The organism is Rhodopseudomonas sp. P1, from assembly GCF_039642825.1.
GTDB classification, from domain to species: domain Bacteria; phylum Pseudomonadota; class Alphaproteobacteria; order Rhizobiales; family Xanthobacteraceae; genus Rhodopseudomonas; species Rhodopseudomonas palustris_H.
In genome coordinates this window covers 2,193,855-2,219,335 of sequence record NZ_CP088006.1, presented here as the reverse complement: position 1 = coordinate 2,219,335, position 25,481 = coordinate 2,193,855, and the positions used below count along the sequence as shown (strand labels likewise).

Sequence of the window (25,481 nt, the reverse complement as noted above, 5' to 3'; positions counted from 1 at the left end):
ACTTCAGAAGTCGAAGCTCGCCGAGACCAGATAGGTCCGCGGCGCGCCGGGGCTGAGGATGCCGCGGCCGGTCGTGGCCCAGTAGTTCTCGCCGGTGACATTCTGGACATTGGCCCGCAGGGTCACAGGAACTCGGTCGATCTTGGTGGCGTAGCGAACGCCGAGATCGAGCGTGGTCCAGGCAGGAATGCTCTGGGTGTTGGCCTGATCGTAGAACTGCGACGCGGTGTGGATCACCCGGCCGGTCATCGTCACACCCCGGGCAGGCCCCGGCAGATCGTATTCGCCGTAGAGATTGAGCTGCATCGTCGGGACGCCAACCGCCGTATTGCCGTTGTAGGCGGGATTCGATGCTTTGGTCAGCACGCCTTCGATCCAGCTCACGCCGCCGACGACGCGCAATCCCTGGATCGGCTGACCGAACACGTTGAGTTCGACGCCACGATTGCGTTGTTCGCCATTGAGCGCAAACACCCTGGTGGTCGGATCGAGGAAGCCGCTCGGCTGCTTGATCTCGAAGCCGGCCACCGACACACCGACCGGGCCGAAGTCATACTTCGCGCCGGCCTCGACCTGCTTCGACACCGTCGCTGGGAAACTCTGATTGAGATTGACCGCATTGGTCGGCGGCGCCGTCGAAGTCAGGCCTTCGATGTAGTTGGCATACAGCGACAGCCGCTCGATCGGCTTGATGACGAGGCCCGCGCCCGGAGAAAACGCATCGTTGCGCGCATCGGACGTCACCAGGCCGGTCACCGGGCTCAGCGTCTTGGCGTCGATCCCCTGCCAGCGACCGCCGATCGTCAGCTCGACGCGATCGTTCAGCACCGACATCGTATCGGCGATCGCGATGCTGCGGTTGAAGCGCTCCGCTGTCGTCGGCGAGGTCCGCGGCAGTCCGGCATCGCTGCGCGGCGGCGCGTACACCGGATTGTAGATGTTCGAGGTAATGGTCGCACCAACCGGAATGTTGGTCAGACCGGTGTCCTGCCAAAGACCGGATGCCGCGACACCAACCCGGTGCTTCACCGGTCCGGTGTCGAACTGGCCGCGCACCCCGACCTCACCGGTGTTGCTGTTGGTCTGGAACGGAGTCAGTTGGATCGTATCGCGGTAGTCGCCACGCGCGTTGATGATCGACGGCAGACCGCCGAAATAGACCTGATGAAATTCGCTGTGGCCGTAAGCGGCATAGACGGTGAGCTGATCGGTCAGATCATACTCGGCGCGGATCGCGGCCGATTTGTTGTTGCTGTCGCGATATTCCCAGGGCTGCTGCTGATTGATCCGCAGATCCGGCGCTTGCGGGATCGGAAAGCCCGGCAGCACCGAGCGATTGCGCAGCGGCGAATTGAAGTCGACCTTCTGATAGCCGAGGTCGAGGCCGACCCGCAGGCGTTCGCCGCGATAATCGAGGGCCAGCGACGTGACGCCGTATTCCTGTTTCTGGTTGTCGATTGGCGTGCTGCCGGACTGATACGCGCCGTTGAAGCGGATTCCCCACTCGCCATTGGTCCCGTAACGTCGACCGACATCGATTGCGTTGTAGCTCTGGGCGTTCGAGATGAATCCGGTCGTAAACCGCGTCAGCGGCACGTCACTGGCGCGTTTCGGAATCAGGTTGATCGTCCCGCCGATCGTGCCGAACGGCGGCATGCCGCTCAGCATCGTGCTGGGGCCGTGCTGCACTTCGACGCGTTCGATCGGCTCGAGCGCCGGATTGAAGGAGTCGGCGACGCCATACAGGCCGTTGAAGGCGATGTCCTGGGCGAACACCGGGAAGCCGCGAATGAAGAAGCCCTGGATGCCGCTATAGGCCGGCACGTTGGAGCGCACGGAGGGATCGTTGCCGAGCACATCGAGCAGCGTTCGCGACTGCTGATCCCGGATGAGCTTCTCGGTGAAGCTGGTGAGGCTGAACGGCGTCGACATCACGTCGCGGTTGCCGAGCAGACCGACGCCGGCACCGCGCGCAACCTGATCGCCCGGAAAGCCAGCCGGCAAAGTCGCCTGCAGAGCGCCTGCCGAAACCGGACGGGGCTGCGTTGCGACGCTGGCCGGGTTGGGAGCGCGTCGGCTCGCTGTCGATCGGGACGCTTGCGACGGCCTGCGCTGCGGGGACGTCGCCGCGGCCCTGCGGCGTGACGTCTCGACGACGATGGCAGGTAGTGAACGTCCTGTCGCGCTCGCCGGAGATTCCGTTGAAGCACCCGGAGCGGAAGCCGGCGCAGGAGCTTCCTGTGCAGCAGCTGCATGAGAGAGGAGGAGAACCGACGCACAGACAAACGACAGCGCTCCCGCTGCCGGGAAATTCAGGTCCTTCAACATGTCCCCCAAAAGATCTTCAGTCGGTGATGCCGCCTTGTGCTCGGCTGTGCAGATCACCAACGGCGCCATCCGATAAGCAAACGGCGGTAACGGGCACCACTAGAACCGTTCTAGCGTGCTGTTGAAGAAGCCAGCGGCATGCGTCTGAACGTGAATTTCCTTTGATCTGAGCGAGGGTTTGCCCCCGCGATGCGAAGAAGTGTCGCATCTGCGCGCGCACTTATCGTCGTCTCAGATTGAGTCCAACGTGCGCGTGCTGGATCCACGCATGACAACCTGATCGGCTCGAAGAACAGATCCGCAATCCCCGCGTTATTCGGAGCGGCGCGACGCAAGCGGCACGGAGCTTCGACACGAGGGAGGATTGGCGTTGCTACCCTGGTGGGACATCCTTCTGCGTCTTGGCGTTGCCGCGATGGCCGGCGGGCTGATCGGGCTCAACCGCGACCTCAAGAACAAGCCGATCGGGATGCGCACGCTGGCGCTGGTCGCGCTCACCTCTGCGCTGTTAGTGGCGCATGCCGACCATTCGGCGACGAATGATCAATTATCCGATCCGACCAGCCGTGTGATCCAGGGCATTCTCACCGGCATCGGCTTTCTCGGTGCCGGCGTGATCGTTCGCAGCGGCAACCGGCTGGAAATCCACGGCCTCACCACCGCGGCATGCACCTGGCTCGCCGCCGGCATCGGCATCGTCTGCGGTGCAGGACAGTGGTTGATCGTCGGCGTGGCGCTGGTGATCACCTTCGCGGTGCTGATCGGTGGGCATCCGGCCGAGCGGCGGCTGCATCGCCTGCTCGGCGGCGCCAAGGACGAACACGGCCATAGCGCCGCGCCCGAAGATTGAAGCCGGCCTCAATCGTCGGCGGCGGGCCCGCACCAGCCCGGCAGATAGATCGCGTCTTTGCTCTTGGCGAGCGCCAGCGCTTTCTCAGCCGCATTCTGGAAGTTGGCATTGACGCTTTTGCGCGACAGGCGTCGGCGCAGGAAATCGGCCCACAGGAATTCGCTGAACGGCGTGGTGTCCTTGGCATAACCGCCGACGCGGCGGAGTTCGCCGGCGAGGCTGCGGAATGGATCGTCCTTCAGGCCGGCGACGGTCTTGGGAATCTCGCGGTAATGATGCCGCTCGCCCTTGGCATCATACGGATAAACCCAGCGCCGGCTGTCGAGCACCACCCAGAACGCATCGCGATCGACCATGGTGAGGTCGGCGATCACCGTGACCAACACCTCCTTGACGCCCTCGTCGTGGAGCGCCCGGGCCAAATGGTGATGATCGATCACGTAGTGTGTCTTGCCGGGGCCAAGCACCACCGGAATCATGTGATTGCCGAGCAGTTCGGCCTGCTTCTTCGGCTTGTGCTGGCGCCATCGCAGCCGCTTCTCCTTCACCTCGCGCATCCCGACGGTCATCTGAGTCGGACGCAGCGACAGGATCGGGATCGTATGCAGCAACGGTTCACGCGGATTGGTCATCGCTGGGCCTCCTGAATTGCCAGGTTCCCGCGGAGTATGGCACGGCCCTCCCCGCCCGCAACGCGGCGCACCGGAGGGCCAGACACGCCCGGCCGGCATGTTCCATCCGGTCTATTGCGGAGTTTTCCCGAAATCGTATCCTCACTAGGATGATCGGGTCGAACCCGTTCCGGGCGACGGCTGGACGGCAGCGATGAAGAATCAGCGCATCTCCCTCCCCGATGACGACCACCGCGTATTGCCGTTTCGGCCGCGCGACGCCGTTCCTGTGCCGGCCCCAGAAGATGGCGGTCGCCCCTCCGCAACCATTCTGCCCTTCCGGAGAGAGATGCCGCAGCTCGAGCACGATCCCGACGAGACCGGCCGCGACACCGCCCCGGACGATTTCCGCCACCGGATGCTGACCAACATCGCCGCCCTGGCGCTGACCATCACGCTGACGGTGGTCGGCATCTGGCTCGCCACCAGCATCGCCGATATGCGGCGGACTCAGGACTGCGTGCTGATGGGCAGGCACGACTGCGCCGCCATCGCAGCGCCGCGCTAGATTCGCCAAAGCTTCCCGCTGGTTGCCCAAAACCCGCGCAAGGCGTGGATTTGCCCGCCATTGAACTCGGAGCAACGCTCCGTTATACGGGCAATCGCCTGTCACCAGGATGACGGCTGAAGCCGCCGTAAATCGGCCATTTCCGACATAATATCAAAGGCTTAAAATGACTTCCACATTCGATCGGGTGGCCACCATCATCGCGGAAACCTGCGACATTCCGCGTGAGACGATCACCCCGGAGAGCCATGCGATCGATGACCTGGGGATCGACAGCCTCGATTTCCTCGACATCGCGTTCGCGATCGACAAAGCTTTCGGTATCAAGCTGCCGCTGGAGAAGTGGACCCAGGAGGTCAACGACGGCAAGGCGACCACCGAGCAGTATTTCGTTCTCAAGAATCTCGCCGCCCGCATCGACGAACTGGTTGCCGCCAAGGGCGCGTAGTGGCGCGGTTCGGAAGCCGCCCACGCCATGAACCTTGAATATTTCCACCTGATCGACCGAATCGCCGAGCTTCGCCTCGCTGACCGCAGCATCACGGTCGAGGCTCGGGTGCCCGAGACCAGCACGATCTTCGAAGGCCACTTCCCCGGCTATCCGCTGATGCCGGGCGTGCTCCTGATCGAGACCATGGCCCAGAGCTCGGGCTGGCTCTTGATCGCGCTGATGCAGTTTCAGCGCATGCCGTTCCTGGCCGCGGTCAAGGAAGCCAAGATGCGCACCTTCGTGACGCCCGGCGAGACCTTGTCGATCGACGTCTCGGTGGTGCACGAGGGCTCCGGCTTCACGATGACCGAAGCGAAGATCAAGAGCGGCGGTAAGCTCGCGTGCAATGCCACGCTGACGTTCCGCCACGTCCCGTTTCCGCATCCCGACCTGCGCGAGCATATGGAAGCGATGGCGAAGCAAATCGGATTTCCGGAGCAGATGATCCATGGCTGACACCAACACGTCCCGCGCCGAACCGATCGAAGCCTGGATTACCGGCATCGGCCTCGCCAGCTCGCTGGCCGAGGGGCTCGACGCGCATTGGGATGCGCTGACCGAGCGCCGCGTCAACGTCGATACCAGCGGTTTTGCGCCCTACGTCGTGCACCCGCTGGCGCCGCTCAGCTTCGACAAGCAGATCCCCAAGAAGGGCGATCAGCGCCAGATGGAAGCCTGGCAACGGATCGGCACCTATGCGGCCGGTCTGGCGCTCGAGTCCGCCGGAATCAAAGGCAACACCGAGATCCTGTCGCGGATGGACATGATCGTCGCCGCCGGCGGCGGTGAGCGCGACCTTGCGGTCGATTCCGCCGTGCTCAATGGCGAAGGTTACGGCACCGTGCCGCCCAATGCGCTCAACGAGCGCCTCATGAACGACCTGCGTCCCACCCTCTTCCTCGCTCAGCTCTCCAATCTGCTCGCCGGAAACATCGCGATCGTGCACGGCGTCACCGGCTCGTCGCGCACCTTCATGGGTGAAGAGGAAGCCGGCGTTGACGCCGCGCGAATTGCGCTGGCGCGGATCGCAGCCGGCCAAAGCGACATCGCGCTGATCGGCGCCGCCCAGAACGGCGAGCGCAAAGATCTGCTGATGCTGTACGAGTTCGGCGACTTCAATCTGAAGGACACTTACGCGCCGGTGTTTGCGCGCGGTCCCAAGGGCGGCTTCGCGCTCGGCTCGGGCGCGGCGTTCCTGGTGATCGAGTCGAAGGCGCATGCGCAGGCGCGCGGCGCCAAGCCGTATGCGCGGCTAACGAACGTCGTCGCCGACCAGTCGCGCCGCCGCAACGCCGGCGACGTCACTGCCTCCCTGGAGAACCTATGGTCGCAGCTCGGCCCGCGCGATGGCGCCACTGCGATCATCACCGGCGCAACCGGTGCCGAGCCGGTGACCGCGGAGGAAACCGCATTCCTGCGCAATCACTCCGGCACTCCGGTGCGCGGCACCGCGACGCCGTTCGGCCACGTGATGGAAGCGCAATTCCCGCTCGGCATCGCGCTCGCGGCGCTGTCGCTGTCGCGCGGCGCGCTGTATCCGCCGAACGACCCGACCGGTCTCGAAGTTGAAATGAGCAAGACCCCCGACCAGATTGTCGTGATCGGGGCGGGCCACTGGCGCGGCGAAGGCATGGCGCTGGTCGAGGCCGTTCGGTAAGGGGGACGCAATGACCGTGACGCGGGACAAATTCGGCAGACCGATCGTGGTCGTCACCGGCATGGGCGTGGTCACCTCGCTCGGCGCCGGCAAGACCGACAACTGGGCCAAGCTCACCGCCGGCGAATCCGGCATCCGCACCATCACTCGGTTTCCGATCGACGGGCTGAAGAGCACGATGGCCGGCACCGTGGACTTCGTCCCGGTCGAGCCGTTCTCCTCGGTCGTGCTCGGTGAAAAGCTCGCCGACCTCGCAACCGAAGAGGCGATCGCGCAGTCCGGAATCGGCCGCAAGGGCGACTTCCCGGGCCCGCTGTTTCTCGCGGTCGCACCGGTCGAGCTGGAATGGCTGCCGCGCCAGGAGCTGGCGCGCGCCACCGGCGCCAACACCGCGATCGATTACGATGCCCTGCTCCGCGTCAGCGGCGGCGGCGCGTTCACGCAATATCACCGCCGCTTCCTGTTCGGCTCGGTCGCCGATCATCTCGCCGACACCTTCGGCACCAAGGGTTCGCCGATCTCGCTGTCTACCGCCTGCGCGTCCGGCGCAAGCGCGATCCAGCTCGGCGTCGAAGCGATCCGGCGCGGCGAAGCCGATGCGGCGCTGTGCGTCGCGACTGACGGCTCGGTGAACGCCGAAGCGCTGATCCGGTTCTCGCTGCTGTCAGCGCTGTCGACCCAAAACGATCCCCCGCAAGCGTCGTCGAAGCCGTTCGCCAAAAACCGCGACGGCTTCGTGATGGCCGAAGGCGCCGGCGCGCTGGTGCTGGAGAGCTACGAGTCGGCAGTGGCGCGCGGCGCCTCGATCCTCGGGGTGATTGCCGGCTGCGGCGAACTCGCCGATAACTTCCACCGCACCCGCTCGAGCCCGGACGGCAAGCCGATCATCGGCTGCATCAACAAGACGCTCGCCGACGCCGGCATGAGTGTCGATCAGATCGACTACATCAACGCCCACGGCACCGGCACGCCCGAGAACGATAAGATGGAGTATCTCGGCATCTCCAGCGTGTTCGGCGAGCGCGCTTCGTCGCTGCCGGTATCGTCGAACAAATCGATGGTCGGCCACACCCTGTCGGCCGCCGGCGCGGTCGAAGCGATCTTCTCGCTGCTGACCCTGGAGCATCAGCGGATTCCGCCGACCATCAACTACGACGTGCCGGATCCGGCGATCCCGCTGGATGTGGTGCCCAATCAGGCCCGCGACGCCCGCGTCACGACCGTGATGTCGAACTCGTTCGGGTTCGGCGGCCAGAACGCCTCGCTGATCCTGACCCGCGAACCGGCCTAACCGCCTGTGAGTCGCAGTTCCGGCCGCCGCGGTTGACGCCGCGGCCGCCAGCGGCGATACGCAGGGCGCAAGCCTCCAACCGTTCGGACGAACCCCATGCGCGCGCTCACCCTCGTTGCCGACCGCAATCTCGTGGTCGCCGACCTGCCGTCTCCCCCGCCCCCGGCGGCCGGCGAAGTGCAGGTCCGCATCGCCGCGGTGGCGCTGAACCACATCGACGTGTGGGGCTATCGGGGCATGGCCTTCGTCAAGCGCAAGCTGCCGATCGTGGTCGGCGCCGAAGCCTCCGGGACGATCGAAGCCGTCGGTGACGGCGTCACCGCGTTCAAGCCCGGGCAGAAGGTCGTGATGTACGGCGCGCTGACCTGCGGCCACTGCAAAGCGTGCCAGGAAGGCCGCGACAACCTCTGCGAAAACGTCGGCGGCCTGATCGGCTTCCATGTCGACGGCTTTGCGCGCGAGCTGATGAACATCGCAGCCCGGCTGGTGATTCCGGTGCCGGACGGCGTCGACCTGCGCGACGCCGCCTGCGCACCGATCGCGTTCTCGACCGTGCAGCACATGCTGTTCGACAACGCCAAGCTGCAGCCTGGCGAAACCGTGCTGGTCCACGCCGGCGGCTCAGGCATCGGCACCGTCGCGATCATGATGGCCAAGGCGATCGGCTGCACGGTGATCACCACCGTCGGCGACGATTCCAAGATCGAAGGCGTCAAGAAGCTCGGCGCCGATCATGTCATCAACTATCGCCAGGACCGCTTCGAACACGAGTGCCGCAAGATCACCAAGAAGAAGGGTGTCGACGTGGTGTTCGAACACGTCGGCGCCGACACCTTCAACGGCTCGCTGCTCAGCCTGAAGCGCGGCGGCCGGCTGGTGACCTGCGGCTCGACCTCGGGCCCGACCACCACCCTCAACCTGATGCAGCTGTTCCAGCAGCAGTACAAGATCTTCGGCTCGTTCGGCGCGACGATGAAGAACATCGCCGAAAGCCTCGACAAGATGGCGGCCGGCATGCTGCCGGTGATCGATACCGAAGTGCCGCTGGACGACGTCGGCGCCGCACTGAAGCGGATGGAAAGCCGTCAGGTGTTCGGCAAGATCATCGTCCGGTTCTGATGAAGGTCGCTCTCTATCGCGCCAAGCTGCGCGCCCAGCGCGCGGCCAAGGACGTCGTCGGCAAGATCGTCGGGCCGGTGGCGATCGGCGCGCTGCATCTGGCGCGGAAGTTCGATCCCGACAAGAGCGCCCGGCTGTTCGGCGCGGTTGCCCGCAAGTTCGGCCCGCGCTTTCCGGAGCAGCGGATCGGCCGCGACAACCTCACCGCGGCATTTCCGGAGAAGTCGCCGGACGAGATCGAGGCCATCCTCAGCGGAGTCTGGGACAACCTCGGCCGATCGGCCGCTGAGTTCGCTCATCTCGACTCGGTGTGGGATTACGACGTCGAGCATCCCGAGCGCAGCCGCATCGAGGTGACCGGCCGCTCCCTCGAGCTGTTCGAAAAGCTCCGCGACGATGGCAAGCCGGCGCTGATTTTCGCCAGCCATCTCGGCAACTGGGAGTTGCCCGCGGTCGCCGCCGTCGCGCACGGCCTCGACACTGCGGTGCTGTATCGCCGGCCCAACATCGAAGCCGCCGACCGCATCGTCGAAGAAATCCGCTCGGTGAAGATGGGTCAGCTCGTCGCCGCCGGCTCGAGCGCGCCGTTCAAGCTGGCGCAGGCGCTGCAGGACGGCAAGCACGTCGGCATGCTGATCGATCAGCACTTCACCAAGGGTGTCGACGTCACCTTCTTCGGCCGCACCGCGAAGGCCAACCCGCTGCTGGCAAAGCTGCTGCGCCAGATCGAGTGCCCGCTGCACGGCGCCCGCGTCATCCGCCTCCCCGACGGCCGTTTCCGCGCCGAATTGACCGAAGAGATCCAGCCGGTCCGCGATGCCGACGGCCGGATCGACATCCAGGGCACGATGCAGGCGTGCACCTCGGTGATCGAAAGCTGGATCCGCGAAACGCCCGAGCAATGGCTGTGGCTGCACCGCCGCTGGCGGTGACGATCCGCGTAGTCAGTGCTTAGTCGCGTCGACGCGCGTCCGTATCTCTGAAATCCGCTTAGTTCGCTCAGGATCTGAGTAAGTCTAGACTCGGCCTGCGTGACGTCTTGAAGACGAGCTGCGCTGCTTGGCTCATCTGCCCCGTGCTCATACGCATTGGCGGAACCGTGCGGAACCTGCTGCGCTGCGGCGGGCCGTCAACTTGACCGATTCGGGTATTAACCTCACAGTGGCGCTCGCAAATCACTTTGCGGCCGTCCATCTGGATCGAGGAAATACATGGAACTTCCAAGGCGTGCCCGCGGTGATGAGCTTCTGGTTCCCGGCAAGATGGCGAGCCTACGCGCGCGCCTTCGCCGGCTGTCGGGGCAGCATGACCTGACGACCGTCATCGTCAGCGCGTTCGATCATCGCACCCGCGTCCTGCCCTTCGTGCTCGCCGACACCCGCATGGCGCCCGGCGGAGTCCGTTCGATCGGTTCCGCGCTCGCCGACGTCGGGTTCGACAAGACCCGGATCGTGCTGCAGCAGTGGAACCGCAATTTCAGCCCGCTGCAAATGCGACTCGACGGCCGGATTCCGGACCTGTTCCTGGTCTCGAGCATGCATTTGCATTCCGCCGAATGCGATCGCCTGATCCGGGAAGCCTGCCAGATCGAGCCTGACAAACGTCCCCTGATCATGGTCGGCGGACCTCGGATTCGCTACGAGCCGTGGCATGTGTTCGGCGGCGGCGATCCGTCCTGGTCGACCGATGTCGCCGTCACCGGCGAAGAATACGTCTTCCTCGAAATGCTCGACGTGCTGCTGTCGATGCGCGCGGCCGGCGAGTCGATGCGCTCGGTGTTCCAGCGTGCTCGCGATGGCGGCGCGCTCGATGAGGTGGCGGGCATCGTTTACGCACGCCGCGCCTCCCGTAGCGGTCCGATCGAGGAGCTGATCGACACCGGCGTGCAGCGGCTGCTCGGCGATCTCGATGAGCTTCCCGATCCGGTGCATGGCTACAAGCTGCTGGAGGCGCCGAGCAACAGCGCGACGCTGGCCAGCCAAGCGTTGCCGATCAACCGCGTGAAGCGATACAGCCCGATCGCCAGCATCGTGATGACCGCTGGCTGCAAGTTCAGGTGCTCGTACTGCCCGATCCCCGCCTACAACCAGTCGCAGTTCCGCGCCAAGAGCGGTGAACGCATCGCCGAGGAGATCGGGCAGATCGCCAGCACTTTCGGCATCTATCACTTCTTCGGTGCCGACGATAACTTCTTCAACGATACCAAGCGGACGCTGGACATCGCCGGTACGCTCGCGCGCAAGCGCGCCGAACGGCCGTTCTGCAAGGTGCGGCTCGGCACCGAGGTTACGGTGCACGACACCGTCGGGATGCGCGATCACCTGCCGCTGATCCGCGATGCGGGCTTTGCGGCGGTGTGGCTCGGCGTGGAGGACATGACCGCAACGCTGGTGAAGAAGGCTCAGGACAAGGACAAGACCCAGCTCGCCTTCAAGCTGCTGCGCGAGAACAACATCCTGCCGATGCCGATGATGATGCACCACGACAGCCAGCCGCTGGTGACCTGGAAGTCGAACTACGGTCTGATCAACCAGATCAGGCTGCTGCGGCAGGCCGGCTCGATCAGCACGCAGGTGATGATGCTGACCCCTGCCCCCGGTTCGAAGTGGTACGAGAACGTGTTTGAATCCGGGATGGCGTTCAGCCGCGCCGGCGATATCCAGGTCGAACCGCATATCATGGACGGCAACTACGTCGTCGCATCGAAGCACCCGCGGCCTTGGCTGAAGCAGCTCAATCTGCTGATCGCCTACACCTACTTCTTCAACCCGATCCGCTTCGTGAGCGCGCTGGTGTTCTCGAAGTCGGCCGACGTGTTCTCAAGTGCGGAAACCCGTCCCGCGCACGAGGTCGCGCATTTCTCGCCCGCCAAGCGGATGCGGCGTCGGGCCTGGCTGAAATTCCGCGCCCACATCGTCGATGCCGGCGCGCAGATCTACGGCATGATCGGGCTTGCGCACACCTATCGTCGAACCGCCGGCTGGGCGTGGCGGCTGCTGCGCGGCGACATCGAGCGGCATGACCGCGCCCCGGTCAGTCCTATCCCGATGCGGGGCGTCGGCGACAAGCCATCTGACCACGCGTTACCAGGGACGGTCGATCTACGGGATCTCGACCAAGTTGCTCTCCACGGCGCGCCAGCACCGAAACTGGCGAAGACTGCCTGATCGCTGGCCGCAGCGCTAAAACGAGTACTCCATGCCGACCGTGACGCCTTGAAGAAGCGTCGACGAGCGACAATCGACCCCGACCGCCGTCACGCTGGTGGACGTGGTTGAGGTCGCCTGAACTTGGGCCGGCGCCAATGCCACGCGGCCGAGCCACAACGCTTCGTATCCGAGCTTGACGGCGACGTGATCGGTCAGCCGATATTTCGCCGCGAAGCCGCCCTGTCCAACGAAGGCGGCCGCGTCGGTCGCTGCGTAGGTCGGGTAGAGCTGCTTCTGCATGCTGACCTGCGCGGCTTGCGTCGCATGGTTGTCGAATACGCCAGCCTTCAGCACCGCGTCGACCGAGACGCGTTCGATCTCCCACAAGGTCGCTCGCACGCCGACTTGAACGCCGTAGAGGTTGTTCGTGGTCGAGCTCGTCCAGAACGGCGGATTGATCACGACCGGGCTGCCGGGGACCGGGACGGCATCGGACAGCCGGCTCGGCACTCTGAACTTCCACATTGGCTGGCCGAGATCGGCCGGATCCAGCGTTCCCTGCAGCTGATCGTGCAGTTCCAGCCAGCGAACACCTGCCAGCAGCGTCACGCGCGGCGTTAGCTCCAACCGCGCATTGGCCTCCAGACTGTGCAGCCGGGTATCGTCCTGCCACACCATTGCTTGATACGCATAGTCCTGCGTCTGCCAGAACGTACCGGGCGCTTTCATTACCAGCCATTGTCCCGGCGTCTCGGGACCAACGCTTTTTGACGCCTTCAGCCCGAGCACATTGAAGTAGGACAGCTCGACGCCGTAACCCGACGGGTCTCGGTAACTGACGCCGATCCTCGGACCGGCGGCCAAGCGCTGATTGAGCTGATTGCTGTTCAGCACCTCGGCACCGGGGACGTTGGTGGTGTTCGGGCCGATCGGTGTCCACCACGGCACATCGCCCGGCACGAGCGAGACAAGCGATTGATTGCCTGTCCCGGCGCGGCCAAGCACCAGAGCTTCGGCCGAAACAGTCCAGCGCGGAGCCGAGCGCTCGCGAATCGGATCGCCAGCGCTGGCGGTCCCCGTGATGCCGGTGAGGACAGCAAGACTGCACAGCCAACGGATGGCCAGAGAATAGCCGCCACGAAGTCGCGCGAAGGATCGGATCGCCATGGGCATGAACCGATCCTGCGCCCGCTGAGCCCGATTCGGGCACTCGTGCGCCTACGCAGTTTGTTGAGGTATCGAGGCTCGGAATTACTCCCGTACCCGCGGGCGATCGATACCGAGCGTCAGCGCCCCGTCTTCACCCGCGTCCACAGCCGGTTGATCGTGCGCTGCGTCGCGGGATCGCGCGCGGTGATCACGAACAGCCGTCCCTGGGTGTCAGCGTCCGGATAGATCGCCTTGTCGTTCAGCACCCGCGGATTGATGAAGTCCTGACTGGTCTTGTTGCCGTTGGCGTAGGACAGGAAATCCGAATTACGCGCGGCGATGTCCGGCCGGTACAGGAAGTTGATCAGTTCGTGCGCCTCGGCGACGTTCTTGGCGTCGGCCGGAATCGCCAGATTGTCGAAGAACATCTGCGCGCCCTCTTTCGGGATCGCGTAGCCGATTTCGACGCCGTTATGAGCTTCGGCCGCTCGCGACTGCGCCTGCTTGATGTCGCCCGACCATGCCACCACCAGGCAGATCTCGCCGGTGGCAAGAGCGTTGAGATATTCGGACGAATGGAACTTGCGCACCGAAGGCTGGACCTTGCCGACAACCTCGGCGGCCTTTTCCAGATCGTCCTTGTTGGTCGAATTCGGATCACGGCCGAGATAGGTCAGCGCTGCCGGCAAAATGTCGTCGGCGGAATCCAGCATGTGGACGCCGCAGTCCTTGAACTTCGCCAGGTTCTCCGGCTTGAAGATCATCTCCCAGCTGTCGATCACGGCGCCCTCGCCGAGAATCCGCTTCACCGCAGCGACATTGTAGCCGATGCCGGTGGTCCCCCACATGTAGTTGACGGCGAACTGGTTGCCCGGATCGTACAGCGCCAGCTTGTCAGTGACGAAGTCCCAAGAATTCTTCAGGTTCGGCAGCTTCGACTTGTCGAGCTTCTGGAACACGCCGGCGGTGATCTGACGCTGCAGGAAATAAGCGGTCGGCACCACGAGGTCGTAGCCGGACTTGCCGGCAAGCAGCTTGGTCTCGAGCGTCTCGTTGGCGTCGAAGGTGTCGTACACCACCTTGATCCCGGTCTCGCGGGTGAAATCCTCGAGCACGCCCGGCGCGACGTAGTTCGACCAGTTGTAAAAATTGACGGTGCGGTCCTGCGCCCAGCCAGGCAGCGTGAGCGACACCGACAGAGCGATCCCCGCGCCCAGAGTCAGCAGTCGCCGCCGCATCGTATCCCGCATCATGACATCCCTAGCGCCCGTGAACCGCATCCGACAGGCGCTCGAGGGCGGTGTCGAGCGTCTGATCCTTCTTGGCGAAACAGAACCGCACCACCGAAGTGACCGGCTCTTCCTCATAGAACGCCGACACCGGGATCGCCGCGACCTTGTAGTCGGTGACGATGCGTTTGCAGAACGCCTCGTCGGTTTCGTTGAGGCCGAGCGGCGACAGATCGACGGTGAGGAAATAGGTGCCCTGCGAGCGGATCACTGGAAAGCCGATGCTGGACAGCCCCTGCGCCAGCCGGTCGCGGCTGCGGGCCAGGTCCTTGCGCATCTGCAGGAAGTAATCGTCGCTCTTGCCGAGACCGTAGGCGACGGCCGCCTGCAGGTTCGGTGCCGTGGTGAAAGCCAGGAACTGGTGCACCTTGGCGGCAACGCGCAGCAGTTTCGGCGCGGCACAGACGAAGCCGACCTTCCAGCCGGTGAGCGAGAAGATCTTTCCGGCCGAGCCGATCTTGATGGTGCGGTCACGCATCCCGGGGATGGTGATCAGCGGGATGTGGCTGAGGCCATCGAACGTGACGTGCTCCCACACCTCGTCGCAGATCGCCACCGCGTCGAACTCCTGGCAGAACCGTGCCAGCAATTCGAGGTCTTCGCGCGGATACACCACCGCTGCCGGGTTGAGCGGGTTGTTGAAGACGATCGCCTTGGTCTTGGCGTTGAACACCCGCCGCAGCGACTCTTCGGTGATCCGCCAATGCGGCGGTTCGAGACGAACGAGCCGCGGAATGCCGCCGGCCTGCCGGATAATCGGCAGGTACGAGTCATACACCGGCTGGAACACGATCACTTCGTCGCCGGGTTCGACCACCGACAGGATGGCGCTCGCCAGCGCTTCAGTCGCGCCGGAGGTCACCATCACCTCGGTCATCGGATCGAGCTGGACGCCGTGCCAGTGCGCATAGTGGGTCGAGATCGCCTGGCGCAGCTCCGGCAGGCCCATCATCGACGGGTATTGGTTATAGCCGTTGAGAACGGCATCCGCGGCGGTGCGGCGGATATCCTCCGGCCCCGGATCGTCGGGAAAGCCTTGCCCCAGATTGATCGCGTCGTTGTCGCGCGCGAGCTGCGACATCGCCTCGAACACGGTGACCGGGAGATCGGCGAAGACCTTGTTGCTCATCGGATGGCGGTCATCGTACGGATCAACGCCCCGACTTGGTCGGCAGACCGGCCGCCTTCCAGCCGAGGATGCCACCGGCGAGGTGCCGGGTGTAGGCGAGCCCCGCGGCCTGCGCGGCCATCGACGCCGTCACCGAGCGCTTGCCGGAACGGCAGGCGAACACGACCTGTTTGCCGGCGGGATCGGGGATCGCCTTAGGGTCGAAGGTCGAGAGCGGAACAACCACGGCGTCCGGATAGGCTTCGGCGGCGACCTCGTTCGGCTCGCGAACGTCCACCAGCAGATAGCGCCCGTCGGCGATGCCCTGAGCGACCTCTTGCGGCGTCAAATCTTCAACCTGGCCTGCCACTTTCTTCTCTCCCGCGATCGCACTGCCCGGATCCATGAGCGCAACAACGAGAACGAGGCTCGGCCATTGCGGCGCCAAGGTTGCGCCTAGCGCGAGGAAAATCAAGCTTCTCAACGAGATCATCGGCATGTTTGCTGGATAGGCGCAGCGGGCCGCGAAAGCACCGCCGCTTTTGGTCGAAGCCGGCCGCCCTGCCCTCGCGGCCGGCAGCTAGATGGTGACCTGGGCACCCACCTCGACCACCCGGCCGGTCGGGATCTGGAAGTAGTCGGTGGCGTCGTTGGCCGACTTGGCGAGGGCGACGAACAGCTTGGTCTGCCACCGCCACATCCCCGATTGCGCGGCCGGCTTCAGCGAGCGCCGCGACACGAAGAACGAGGTCGACATGATGTCGAACTCCCAGCCGAGCTTGCGCGCCAGCACCAGCGCCTTCGGCACGTTCGGCGTCTCCATGAAGCCGAACCGCAACGCCACCTTGCTGAACTTCTCGCTGACCTTCACCAGCCTGATCCGGTCGGCGGGGTCGACCCGCGGGGTGTGAACCGTCTCGATCGTCAGGATCACATTGTGCTCGTGCAGCACCTTGTTGTGCTTGAGATTGTGCAGCAGCGCCGGCGGCACGAATTCGGCATCGGCGGTCAGAAACACTGCGGTGCCCTTGACGATGTGCGGCGGATGTTTCTCCAGGCTGCCGATCAGATCATCGAGCGGCACCTCGGCCCGGCGCGACTTGATCATCAGCAGCGCGACGCCGCGCCGCCACGTCCAGATCACCACCGCCATCGACAGGCCGAACAGCAACGGCACCCAGGCGCCGTCGAGCAGCTTCAGCAGATTGGCGCTGAAGAACATCGCATCGACCAGCACCAGCGGCACGATCACCAGCGCCGCAGCCGGCCAGCTCCAGCGCCACAGCTTCCAGATCACCACGAAGCCCATGATGCCGTCGACCACCATCGTGGTGGAGACCGCGATGCCATAGGCAGACGCAAGCCGGCTCGAGGTCTGAAACAGCAGCACCAGCAGCAAGACGCCGATCAGCAGCAACGCGTTGACACGCGGCAGGTAAATCTGACCGGCATTGGTCTCGGAGGTGTAGCGCACCTCGAACCGCGGTAGCAGCCCGAGCTGCACTGCCTGGCTGATCAGCGAGAATGCGCCGGTGATCACCGCTTGGCTGGCGATCACGGTGGCGGCGGTCGCCATCAGCGTCAGCGGCAGCACCAGCGCCTCGGGCACCATTTTGTAGAACGGATTTTCCAACGCAGCCGGATTCGACAGTACCAGCGCGCCCTGGCCGAAGTAATTGATCAGCAGCGCCGGCAGCACGAAGCCAAGCCAGGCAGTCTGGATCGGGCGGCGGCCGAAATGGCCGAGATCGGCGTACAGCGCCTCGCCGCCGGTGACCGCCAGAAACACCGCGCCCAGCGTCACCAGCCCGATGGTGCCGTGGCTGGCGAGGAATTGCGCCGCGTACCACGGGTTGATGGCGGCCAGCACTAACGGATCGTCCATGATGTGCATCGCGCCCATCGCCGCCAGCGTGGCGAACCACACCAGCATCACCGGGCCGAAGAATCGCGCCACGATCGCGGTGCCATGGCTCTGCACGCCGAACAGCAGCACCAGGACCAGCACGGTCAGCGGCACGACGTAATGTTCGAGCGCGGGGGCCGCGATCTTCAGGCCCTCGATCGCCGACAGCACTGAGATCGCCGGCGTGATCATCGAGTCGCCGATGAACATCGACGCACCGATCACGCCGAGCACCAGGAGAAACAGGCTGCGACGGCCGAGCGCGCGGCGGCCGAGCGCCATCAGCGACAGCGTGCCACCCTCGCCGTTGTTATCGGCGCGCAGCAGCAGCAACACGTATTTGGCGGTGACGACGATCAGCAGCGCCCACAGGATCAGCGACAGCACCCCGAGCACCAGCACCCGGCTTGCCAGTGCGCCGCCAGCCGCGCCGGCGACCGCCTCGCGGAATGCGTACAAGGGAGATGTGCCGATATCGCCGAAAACAACGCCGATCCCGCCGAGCGTGAGCGCCCAAAAGCTGGTTTGTTCAGGCGCTTCGGTGGTTGCCGCGCTGAGGGCCATGGCTGCCGTAGAACGCTCGATCGCTGGATTCGATCCAAGAGCCGCGACGCCACACCGGCAAGCCCTTCAAAGATAGCGCGCCCGCCGCCGTGACGTGCCTCAGGCTAGCGGGCCGACCGCGACCAATGCAACCACGGGATGCCGAATACCGAACCCATCGGATTCGGATGACGCGCGATGAAGCGGAGGTCCGGCTTGCAATCGAGGTGGCCGCCACAAGCGGCCGGGTGAAACGCTTACGGCTTCATGCCGGGCGGTAGCGCCGGGCTCTCGCGCATCAGCGTGATGGTCACGCGGCGATTGGCGGCGATCGACGGATCGTCGGGAAACAGCGGCTGGCTGTCGGCTTTGCCGGTCACGGCGAAGATGTGCGAACCGGGCAGCCCTTCCCGCTCCAGGATCTGGCGCACCGAATTGGCGCGGTCCGACGACAGGTCCCAACCGTTATAGTCGCTGCGCTCCGGCAGCAGGCCGGACGAGGTGTGTCCCACAATGGTGACCCGCAACGGCGTTGCGCGCAGCGGCACCGCAAGCCGCTGCAGCAGCAAACGGGTGCGTTCGAATGGCACCTTGGAGCCGTCGGCGAACATCGAGCGACCGTCCTGATCCATGATCTCGAGGTTCAGACCCTGCTTGGTCTCTTCGAACATGATGTTCTTCGACAGCTCGGAGATTTCCGGCATGTTCTGCAGCGCCTGCCGCAGCGACGCCGAGGCGAGCGCAAATTCGCGGTCCTCTTTGGTATTGATGCCCTCGTCGCGCGTCACCTCGCCAGGTGACGGCTTCGCGGTCGACAGCTCCGGATTGACGTGCTCGGTGTTCTTGACCTTGCCCCGGGTCGGCAGACCATCGTTCTCGATGATGCCGGAGTAGCGCGCGTCGTTCTGAACGCCGAATGCCTCGCGCATCGAGCCGGCGACGATCATCAGCTTGGCTTTGTCCTGGGTCGAAAACGCGACGAGCATCACGAAGAAGCTCATCAGCAGGCCCATCAGGTCGGCGAACGTGACGAACCAGCCGTGGCCACCGGCATGCTCTTCGGCTTTTTTCTTTTTGGCCATGGCGCCTTCCGACGATCGACTGAGGTCGGGTTAAGCCGGGACCGCTTCGTCTTCTTCCGAACGGTGCTTCTCGGGCAGGTAAGCCAGCAGCATTTCGCGCACGAGCGCCGGGCTCTTGGAGTCGCGGATCATCAGGATGCCGTCGATGATCAGCGTGCGGTTGGTTTCTTCGTCGATCTTCTTGGTGTGCAGCTTGTCGGCGATCGGCAGACAGAACAGGTTCGCCACCAGCGCCCCGTACAGCGTCGCCAGAAGCGCGGTCGCCATGAACGGCCCCAGCTTCGACGGGTCGGACATGTTGGAGAACATCTGCACCATGCCGATCAGCGTGCCGATCATGCCGAACGCCGGGGCGCAGTCGCCGATGGCGCGGTAGATCTTGCTGCCCTCGTCGAGGTGCATCAGGAAGTTATCGCGATCGCGCTCGAGGTTATCGCGGATGAATTCGATGTCGTAACCGTCGGCCACGTAGCGAATGCCTTTGGCCAGAAACGGATCTTCGGCCTCGACCTTTTCCAGGCCGACCGGGCCGGACTTGCGGGCGATCTCGGCGATGCTGGCGAGCTCATCGACCAGATCACGCGCCGACAGCCGGCTCATCGTGAAGGCGAATTTGGCGCCGAGCGGCAGGCCGTGCAGGATCACATTGAGCGGGAAGCGGATCATCGTGGCGGTCAACGAACCGCCGAAGATGATGATCATGGCATGTTCGGAGATGAACATATGGACGTCGCCGCCCATCAGCATCATCACGGCAATGACTGCGATGCCGCCGACCAGGCCGGCTGACGTCATGATGTCCATTATTCACTCCGACGCGCACACACCAGCCGCGCGGCGCGAGCCGTCGGCACTGATCGTTCTGAGCAGCGGTTCCGAAACTATGCAGTCGCCATTAAAGACGGGTAAAGTATTCGGCGCTGCGCGATCGCTGATGCGGCGAGCAACCCCGTAATATTACCAAGCATCTGTCTTCTGGGCGCACCGCCGCGGCGGTGACAGCCGCGGTCGGCCGGAGAGCGTCCCTCGCCCGAACTCAGTGAATCTCCGAGGCCTTCGCGAGCGCCTGCTTCAGCTTGTCGAGTGAGAACTCGGCGCTGCGGGCGACTTCCAGGATCGGGACCTCGCGCCGGCCGCAGAGTTCGGCCGCCTCCGGCAATTGCACGGCCAAATGGTGCGGGATCACCACCGCGCCGTGACTGTCGGCATGGATCAGGTCGCCATCGCATACCGTCATGCCGGCCACCCGGACCTCGGCGCCGAAGCCGGTGACGTGAACGTGAGCATGCGATGGACCGATCGAGCCGGCCAGCGCCTGGAAGCCCGGCGCCCATTGCGGCACGTCGCGGATCGAGCCGTCGGTGATCACGCCAAGGCAGCCGAGCGCCTTGTGCACGGCGCTGTTGACCTCGCCCCAGAACGCCCCGAACCCGGCATCCGGCCCGTCGATGTCCTGGATCACGCTGATACGGGGGCCGGCGCCGGAGCCGACATATTCGTAATAGGCCATCTGCTTGGCCCGCCGCTCGGCCGGCGGCAGGCTGGACGGCACGGTGGCGCGGATGGTCGCGGTGCGGGCATAGCCGACGATCGGCGGAAGCTGCGGGAACGGGCAGACCAGCGGGCGGGTGGTGAAGCCGATCGCGCGCCGCTCGGGGGCGACCACTTCCATCGCGTTGCAGATCGTCGGGGTGTCGTAGCGGGCCAGCGCTTCGAGCACGGCGGTCGGCACGGGACCGGAATCAGGTTGGCTCACGGGCGTCCTCCAGCGTCGCCAGACCCGGCCGTCCGTTGGCGGCGGCCGTTCAACCCCGGCGACAGCCCTGCCCTATAGCGAGTTTCAGAATACCGCCCAAGGGGCAGCGCGTGACGCCACTGACCGTCCTGCGGTCAGTTCAGCCGCGCCGGGCGGTCGTCGTCGCGTGGGGCCGGATCGTTCACGACCAGGGTGGGCTTTTGGCCGGCGGGCGCGGGCTTGCCCTGCTGGGCTGTTGCGGCATTGCGCTGATGGTCGCGGTACGACCGCCAGCCGACCGGCAGGCTGAGCAGGTACAGCACCGAGCAGGCCGACAGGATGTGCCAGGGGTAGCCGATCAGCAGCGCGATGAACAACACCACCGAGACGAACAGCGGCAGCACCATCTCGGGCGCCACCCGCATCTTCACCGTCTTGCCGGAGAACACCGGCAGCCGCGACACCATCAGGAAGGCGATCAGCAGCGTATAGACCGCGGTCAGCACCGCCGGCGGCGTCGGCGCGCCGAGGAAGCCCATATAGACCGGCAGCAGCACAGTGATCGCGCCCGCCGGAGCCGGTACGCCGGTAAAGAAGTTGGCGGCGAACGCCGGCTTGTTGGGATCGTCCATGGTGGCGTTGAACCGCGCCAGCCGCAGGCCGCCGCTGATCGCGAACACCATGGCGGCGATCCAGCCGACATTGCTGAGGAAATGGAGCTGCCAGAAGTACAGGATCAGGCCCGGCGCGACGCCGAAATTGACGAAATCCGCCAAGCTGTCGAGCTCGGCACCGAATTTCGACTGGCCCTTGATCATCCTGGCGACGCGGCCGTCGATGCCGTCGAGCACCGCAGCGAACACGATCGCCGCGACCGCCAGCTCCATCCGCCCCTCGGTCGCCAGCCGGATCGCCGTCAGGCCCGCGCAGATCGCCAGCAGGGTGATGACGTTCGGCACCAGCAGGCGCACCGGAATCGGCCCGAACCGGCGACGCGGCGTCTCAGGGGAATTCAGATCGAAAGGCATCGGTTTCGCTCTCGTCTCGGAACCACCATCCTGCTCGGCCATCATGGCAACCTTCGGGCCGGCGGCCCCGATGTTAGTCGGTCCGGTACGTCCGTCCAGCGTCGCCGCCCTTGAGGTCGGCCAGGATAGTCTCGCCGGCGATCGCCGTCTGGCCTTCGGCGACCAGCGGCTTAGTGCCCTCGGGCAGATAGACGTCGAGCCGCGAACCGAACCGGATCAGGCCGAAACGCTCGCCGGCGACCAGCGGCTGCCCCTCACGGACGAACGACACGATCCGGCGGGCGATCAGGCCGGCGATCTGGATCACGCCGATCTGGCCGTGCTCGGTCGACAGCACCATCGAATTGCGTTCATTGTCTTCGCTGGCCTTGTCGAGCTCGGCGTTGATGAACTTGCCGGGCGAATACACAATGCGCTCGATCCGGCCGGCCACCGGGCTGCGATTCACGTGGCAGTTGAACACGCTCATGAAGATCGAGACGCGCGGCAGCGGCTTGGCGCCCAGCCCCAGCTCCGGCGGCGGGATGATGTCGACCACCATCGAGACGCGGCCGTCGGCCGGCGACACCACCAGACCGTCGCGCACCGGGGTCGTCCGGGCCGGGTTACGGAAGAAATAGGCGCACCAGATCGTCAGCACGGTGCCGATCCAGCCGAGCGGCGACCAGATCCAGAACAGAATCAGCGTCACCAGCGCAAAGGCGCCGACGAACGGATAGCCCTCCCGATGGATCGGCGGGATCTGGGCGCGAACGGAATTGACGATGGACATCGGACGTCCCCTAACTTCGAAAGCCTGTTGCGTGGCGCTGCAACACGATTACTCCGCCGCCGCCGAAGTTGCCAGATCGTCGTCGATTTCCGGCTTACGAACCGGTGAATCATCGTCGCCGATCAGCGCCAACCGCTCTCGCGCCTCTTCGGCCTCGCGCTGCCTGTTCCACATGCTGGCGTAGAGCCCGCCAGCCGCCAACAGCTGCGCATGCGTGCCGCGTTCGGCGATCCGCCCCTGATCGAGCACGATGATCTCATCGGCTCCGACGATGGTCGAAAGCCGGTGCGCGATCACCAGGGAGGTGCGGTTTTGTGCCACACGCTCCAGCGCGCCCTGGATTTCATGTTCGGTGTGGCTGTCGAGCGCCGAAGTTGCCTCGTCGAGCACCAGAATCGGCGGGGCCTTGAGAACCGTTCGCGCAATCGCCACCCGCTGCTTCTCGCCGCCGGACAATTTCAGCCCGCGCTCGCCGACTTCGGTGTCGTAGCCCTTCGGCGACGCCTTGATGAACGCGTCGATCTGTGCGGTCCTGGCGGCCTCCTCCACCTCGGCGTCGGTGGCATCCCAGCGGCCGTAGCGGATGTTGTAGCGGATGGTGTCGTTGAACAGCACGGTGTCCTGCGGCACCATGCCGATCGCCGCACGCAGCGAGGTCTGGGTGACGCTGCGGATGTCCTGACCGTCGATCAGGATGCGGCCGCCCGAGACGTCGTACAGCCGGAACAGCAGCCGCGAGATCGTCGACTTGCCGGCGCCCGACGGGCCGACGATCGCCACCGTCTTGCCGGCCGGGACTTCGAAGTTGAGGCCCTTCAGGATCGGCCGCGCCGGATCATAAGCGAACTTCACGTCCTCGAACCGCACGGTGCCGGCTTCGACCTCCAGCGGCTTGGCGCCGGCACGATCCTCGACCTCCGGCTTGCGCGACAGCACCGCGAACATCTTCTCGATGTCGATGATCGCCTGCTTGATCTCGCGATACACCATGCCCATGAAATTCAGCGGCTGATACAGCTGAATCATCATCGCATTGATCATCACGAAGTCGCCGACGGTGTTGGTGCCGTTGCGGACGCCCGAGGCGCACATCAGCATCGTCGCGGTCAAGCCGAAGGTGAAAATCACCGCCTGCCCGGCATTGAGAACCGCCAGCGAGGTGTAGGTCGCGACGCTGGCGTCCTCGTAGTGCCGCATCGACTTGTCGTAGCGGTTCGCCTCGCGCTCCTCGGCGCCGAAATACTTCACCGTCTCGTAGTTGAGCAGCGAGTCGATCGCCTTCTGGTTGGCGTCACTGTCGGAATCATTCATGCGGCGGCGGATGCCGATCCGCCACTCGGTCGCCTTGTAGGTGTACAGCATGTAGAACACCACGGTGACCATCACGACCGCGACGTAGCGCCAGTCGAACTGCCACAGCAGCACCGCCATCACCAGCGACAGCTCGATGATCGTCGGCACCAGCTGCAGGATCACCATCCTGACGATCACTTCGATGCCGAGCCGGCCGCGCTCCAGCACGCGGGTCAGACCGCCGGTCTTGCGCTCGAGGTGAAACCGCAGCGACAGATCGTGCATGTGCACGAAGGTCCGGTACGCCAGCTTGCGTACCGCGTGCATTGCGACCTTGGCGAAGATGCCGTCACGCCATTGCGTCAGCACCGCCATCAAGGCACGGACCAGGCCGTAGCTCGCAGTCAGCGCCAGCGGCGACGCGATCAGCCACAGCGTCCAGTTCGACGGCTCGATCGGTGCGGTGTCGGCACCGGTGAGCGCGTCGGTCGCCCATTTGAAGGTAAACGGGACGATCAGCGTCGCCGCCTTGGCGGCGATCAGCAGCACGATCGACCACACCACCCGCATCTTCAGATCGGACCGGTCACCGGGCCAGATATACGGCCACAGATGCATCAGGGTGCCGCCGAGCGTCGCCTTCTGTGCGATCTTGTCTTCTGGAATCGCGACAGGAGAGCCGCTGCTCGAATGCGAGTGTGGGTGAGCCATCAAAGCTGCCTGAAAAGGTCCGCAGAGCCGAATCCATGCTCGCGAACGACGTCGTCCATCGGGTCCGCCTTCATATAGTGTTTCGTTCCCGCCGTGCACCCTGAGATGCGATTCTTTGCGTCATAACAGACTGTTGCAACGGCATGGCGGTGGTCGTCTTGACGCTGTCATCCCGCGGTGCCACATCCGCCACCATGAGCAAGATCAAGACCGTCTGCGTCTATTGCGGCTCCGGCCCCGGCAGCAATCCCCGATTTCTCGAAGCGGCGACAGCGTTCGGCAAGGAACTCGCCGAGCACGGCGTCGGGCTGGTGTACGGCGGCGGCGCGATCGGTCTGATGGGCGCGGTGGCCAACGCGGTGCTCGATCACGGCGGTACGGTCACCGGCATCATTCCCGGCTTTCTCAGTGCCAAAGAGATCGCGCTCGACCGCGTCTCCGAACTGATCGTTACCGAAGACATGCACGAGCGGAAGCGGCTGATGTTCGAGCGCTCGGACGCCTTCGTAGCATTACCAGGCGGCATCGGAACGCTCGAAGAACTCGTCGAGCAGATGACCTGGCAACAGCTCGGTCGTCACACCAAGCCGATCCTGATCGCCGACATCGACGGGTTCTGGCAGCCGCTGCTCGAACTGCTGGCGCACATGCGGACCACCGCCTTCATCCGCCCCAACCTCGCGGTCGAGATACTGAAGGCCGACAAGGTCGAAGACATTCTGCCGAAGCTGCAAGCTGCCTCGACGCCGCAGCCGACGCGTGCGATGCCGCCCGAGATTGCCGATCGGCTCTAGCTTTCGCA

22 protein-coding genes and 1 pseudogene are annotated in these 25,481 nt (G+C 64.8%); 10 read left to right on the top strand and 13 right to left on the bottom strand.

Translation table 11 applies throughout. The annotated features are described in order from the left end of the window. Window positions 1-3 precede the first annotated feature (3 nt). The gene (locus LRC39_RS10270) at window positions 4-2,397 is read right to left on the bottom strand and encodes a TonB-dependent receptor (protein ID WP_430624931.1); all 2,394 of its coding nucleotides are present in this window, start codon (window positions 2,395-2,397) and stop codon (window positions 4-6) included. A 301-nt stretch (window positions 2,398-2,698) separates the two neighbouring features. Here LRC39_RS10270 and LRC39_RS10265 point away from each other — a divergent pair, with 301 nt between their 5' ends. Then, window positions 2,699-3,178, top strand: a complete 480-nt coding sequence (locus LRC39_RS10265) for an MgtC/SapB family protein (RefSeq protein ID WP_346297494.1) — start codon at window positions 2,699-2,701, stop codon at window positions 3,176-3,178. An 8-nt stretch (window positions 3,179-3,186) separates the two neighbouring features. On the opposite strand, the gene LRC39_RS10260 is transcribed toward LRC39_RS10265, so the two are convergent. Beyond that, window positions 3,187-3,810 carry a ParB-like protein gene (locus LRC39_RS10260; RefSeq protein WP_107355186.1) on the bottom strand — a complete coding sequence of 208 codons (624 nt, stop codon included), beginning with the start codon at window positions 3,808-3,810 and terminating at the stop codon, window positions 3,187-3,189. 193 nt (window positions 3,811-4,003) lie between these two features. Between LRC39_RS10260 and LRC39_RS10255 the strand changes: the two genes are divergently transcribed. From LRC39_RS10255 to LRC39_RS10220, 8 genes are all read left to right on the top strand, one after another. Beyond that, entirely contained in the window at window positions 4,004-4,357 is a 354-nt protein-coding gene (locus LRC39_RS10255; RefSeq protein ID WP_346297166.1) for a hypothetical protein, read from the top strand. Between the two features lie 166 nt (window positions 4,358-4,523). Next, window positions 4,524-4,805: an acyl carrier protein gene (locus tag LRC39_RS10250; RefSeq protein WP_011157577.1), complete on the top strand. Its 282-nt coding sequence runs from the start codon at window positions 4,524-4,526 to the stop codon at window positions 4,803-4,805. Between the two features lie 27 nt (window positions 4,806-4,832). Continuing rightward, a complete protein-coding gene (locus LRC39_RS10245) occupies window positions 4,833-5,303 on the top strand; it encodes a 3-hydroxyacyl-ACP dehydratase FabZ family protein (protein WP_346297165.1) in 471 nt (156 codons plus the stop codon). Beyond that, window positions 5,296-6,504: a beta-ketoacyl-ACP synthase gene (locus LRC39_RS10240; protein WP_346297164.1), complete on the top strand. Its 1,209-nt coding sequence runs from the start codon at window positions 5,296-5,298 to the stop codon at window positions 6,502-6,504. The genes LRC39_RS10245 and LRC39_RS10240 overlap by 8 nt, the downstream gene beginning before the upstream one ends. 10 nt (window positions 6,505-6,514) lie before the next feature. Continuing rightward, the gene (locus LRC39_RS10235; RefSeq protein WP_346297163.1) at window positions 6,515-7,795 is read left to right on the top strand and encodes a beta-ketoacyl-ACP synthase; all 1,281 of its coding nucleotides are present in this window, start codon (window positions 6,515-6,517) and stop codon (window positions 7,793-7,795) included. Between the two features lie 96 nt (window positions 7,796-7,891). Beyond that, window positions 7,892-8,914 carry a zinc-binding dehydrogenase gene (locus tag LRC39_RS10230; RefSeq protein ID WP_013503178.1) on the top strand — a complete coding sequence of 341 codons (1,023 nt, stop codon included), beginning with the start codon at window positions 7,892-7,894 and terminating at the stop codon, window positions 8,912-8,914. Then, entirely contained in the window at window positions 8,914-9,846 is a 933-nt protein-coding gene (locus tag LRC39_RS10225) for a lipid A biosynthesis lauroyl acyltransferase (RefSeq protein WP_346297162.1), read from the top strand. The genes LRC39_RS10230 and LRC39_RS10225 overlap by 1 nt, the downstream gene beginning before the upstream one ends. Before the next feature lie 330 nt (window positions 9,847-10,176). Further along, on the top strand, window positions 10,177-12,081 hold the full coding sequence (locus LRC39_RS10220; protein ID WP_346297161.1) for a B12-binding domain-containing radical SAM protein: 1,905 nt from the start codon (window positions 10,177-10,179) through the stop codon (window positions 12,079-12,081). A 15-nt stretch (window positions 12,082-12,096) separates the two neighbouring features. Here LRC39_RS10220 and LRC39_RS10215 read toward each other — a convergent pair whose 3' ends face one another. The 11 genes and pseudogenes from LRC39_RS10215 to LRC39_RS10165 all read right to left on the bottom strand — a co-directional run bounded on the left by LRC39_RS10215 (window position 12,097) and on the right by LRC39_RS10165 (window position 24,679). Continuing rightward, window positions 12,097-13,236 (bottom strand): hypothetical protein, encoded by a 1,140-nt coding sequence (locus LRC39_RS10215; RefSeq protein WP_346297160.1) that lies wholly within the window; start codon window positions 13,234-13,236, stop codon window positions 12,097-12,099. A 113-nt stretch (window positions 13,237-13,349) separates the two neighbouring features. Next, window positions 13,350-14,465, bottom strand: a complete 1,116-nt coding sequence (locus LRC39_RS10210; RefSeq protein ID WP_346297159.1) for a polyamine ABC transporter substrate-binding protein — start codon at window positions 14,463-14,465, stop codon at window positions 13,350-13,352. Window positions 14,466-14,472: 7 nt separating this feature from the next. After that, window positions 14,473-15,630: an aminotransferase gene (locus LRC39_RS10205; protein ID WP_107343964.1), complete on the bottom strand. Its 1,158-nt coding sequence runs from the start codon at window positions 15,628-15,630 to the stop codon at window positions 14,473-14,475. A 22-nt stretch (window positions 15,631-15,652) separates the two neighbouring features. After that, on the bottom strand, window positions 15,653-15,979 hold the full coding sequence (locus LRC39_RS10200; RefSeq protein WP_346297493.1) for a rhodanese-like domain-containing protein: 327 nt from the start codon (window positions 15,977-15,979) through the stop codon (window positions 15,653-15,655). A gap of 210 nt (window positions 15,980-16,189) precedes the next feature. Beyond that, the gene (locus LRC39_RS10195; RefSeq protein WP_346297158.1) at window positions 16,190-18,079 is read right to left on the bottom strand and encodes a potassium transporter Kup; all 1,890 of its coding nucleotides are present in this window, start codon (window positions 18,077-18,079) and stop codon (window positions 16,190-16,192) included. A gap of 236 nt (window positions 18,080-18,315) precedes the next feature. Beyond that, window positions 18,316-19,140 carry an OmpA/MotB family protein gene (locus tag LRC39_RS10190; RefSeq protein WP_107355177.1) on the bottom strand — a complete coding sequence of 275 codons (825 nt, stop codon included), beginning with the start codon at window positions 19,138-19,140 and terminating at the stop codon, window positions 18,316-18,318. Between the two features lie 30 nt (window positions 19,141-19,170). Next, window positions 19,171-19,944: a motility protein A gene (locus LRC39_RS10185; protein ID WP_107343961.1), complete on the bottom strand. Its 774-nt coding sequence runs from the start codon at window positions 19,942-19,944 to the stop codon at window positions 19,171-19,173. 232 nt (window positions 19,945-20,176) lie between these two features. After that, window positions 20,177-20,896, bottom strand: a complete 720-nt coding sequence (locus LRC39_RS10180) for an RraA family protein (RefSeq protein WP_346297157.1) — start codon at window positions 20,894-20,896, stop codon at window positions 20,177-20,179. Between the two features lie 134 nt (window positions 20,897-21,030). After that, the gene (gene pssA, locus LRC39_RS10175; protein ID WP_264076292.1) at window positions 21,031-21,903 is read right to left on the bottom strand and encodes a CDP-diacylglycerol--serine O-phosphatidyltransferase; all 873 of its coding nucleotides are present in this window, start codon (window positions 21,901-21,903) and stop codon (window positions 21,031-21,033) included. 73 nt (window positions 21,904-21,976) lie between these two features. Next, a pseudogene (locus LRC39_RS10170) lies at window positions 21,977-22,678 on the bottom strand (phosphatidylserine decarboxylase); the annotation flags it as partial. Window positions 22,679-22,723: 45 nt separating this feature from the next. Continuing rightward, complete coding sequence (locus LRC39_RS10165) at window positions 22,724-24,679, bottom strand: ABCB family ABC transporter ATP-binding protein/permease (protein WP_346297156.1); 1,956 nt, start codon at window positions 24,677-24,679, stop codon at window positions 22,724-22,726. Window positions 24,680-24,873: 194 nt separating this feature from the next. Here LRC39_RS10165 and LRC39_RS10160 point away from each other — a divergent pair, with 194 nt between their 5' ends. After that, window positions 24,874-25,473, top strand: coding sequence for a TIGR00730 family Rossman fold protein (locus tag LRC39_RS10160; protein ID WP_107357466.1), 600 nt, complete (start codon window positions 24,874-24,876; stop codon window positions 25,471-25,473). Window positions 25,474-25,481 lie beyond the last annotated feature (8 nt).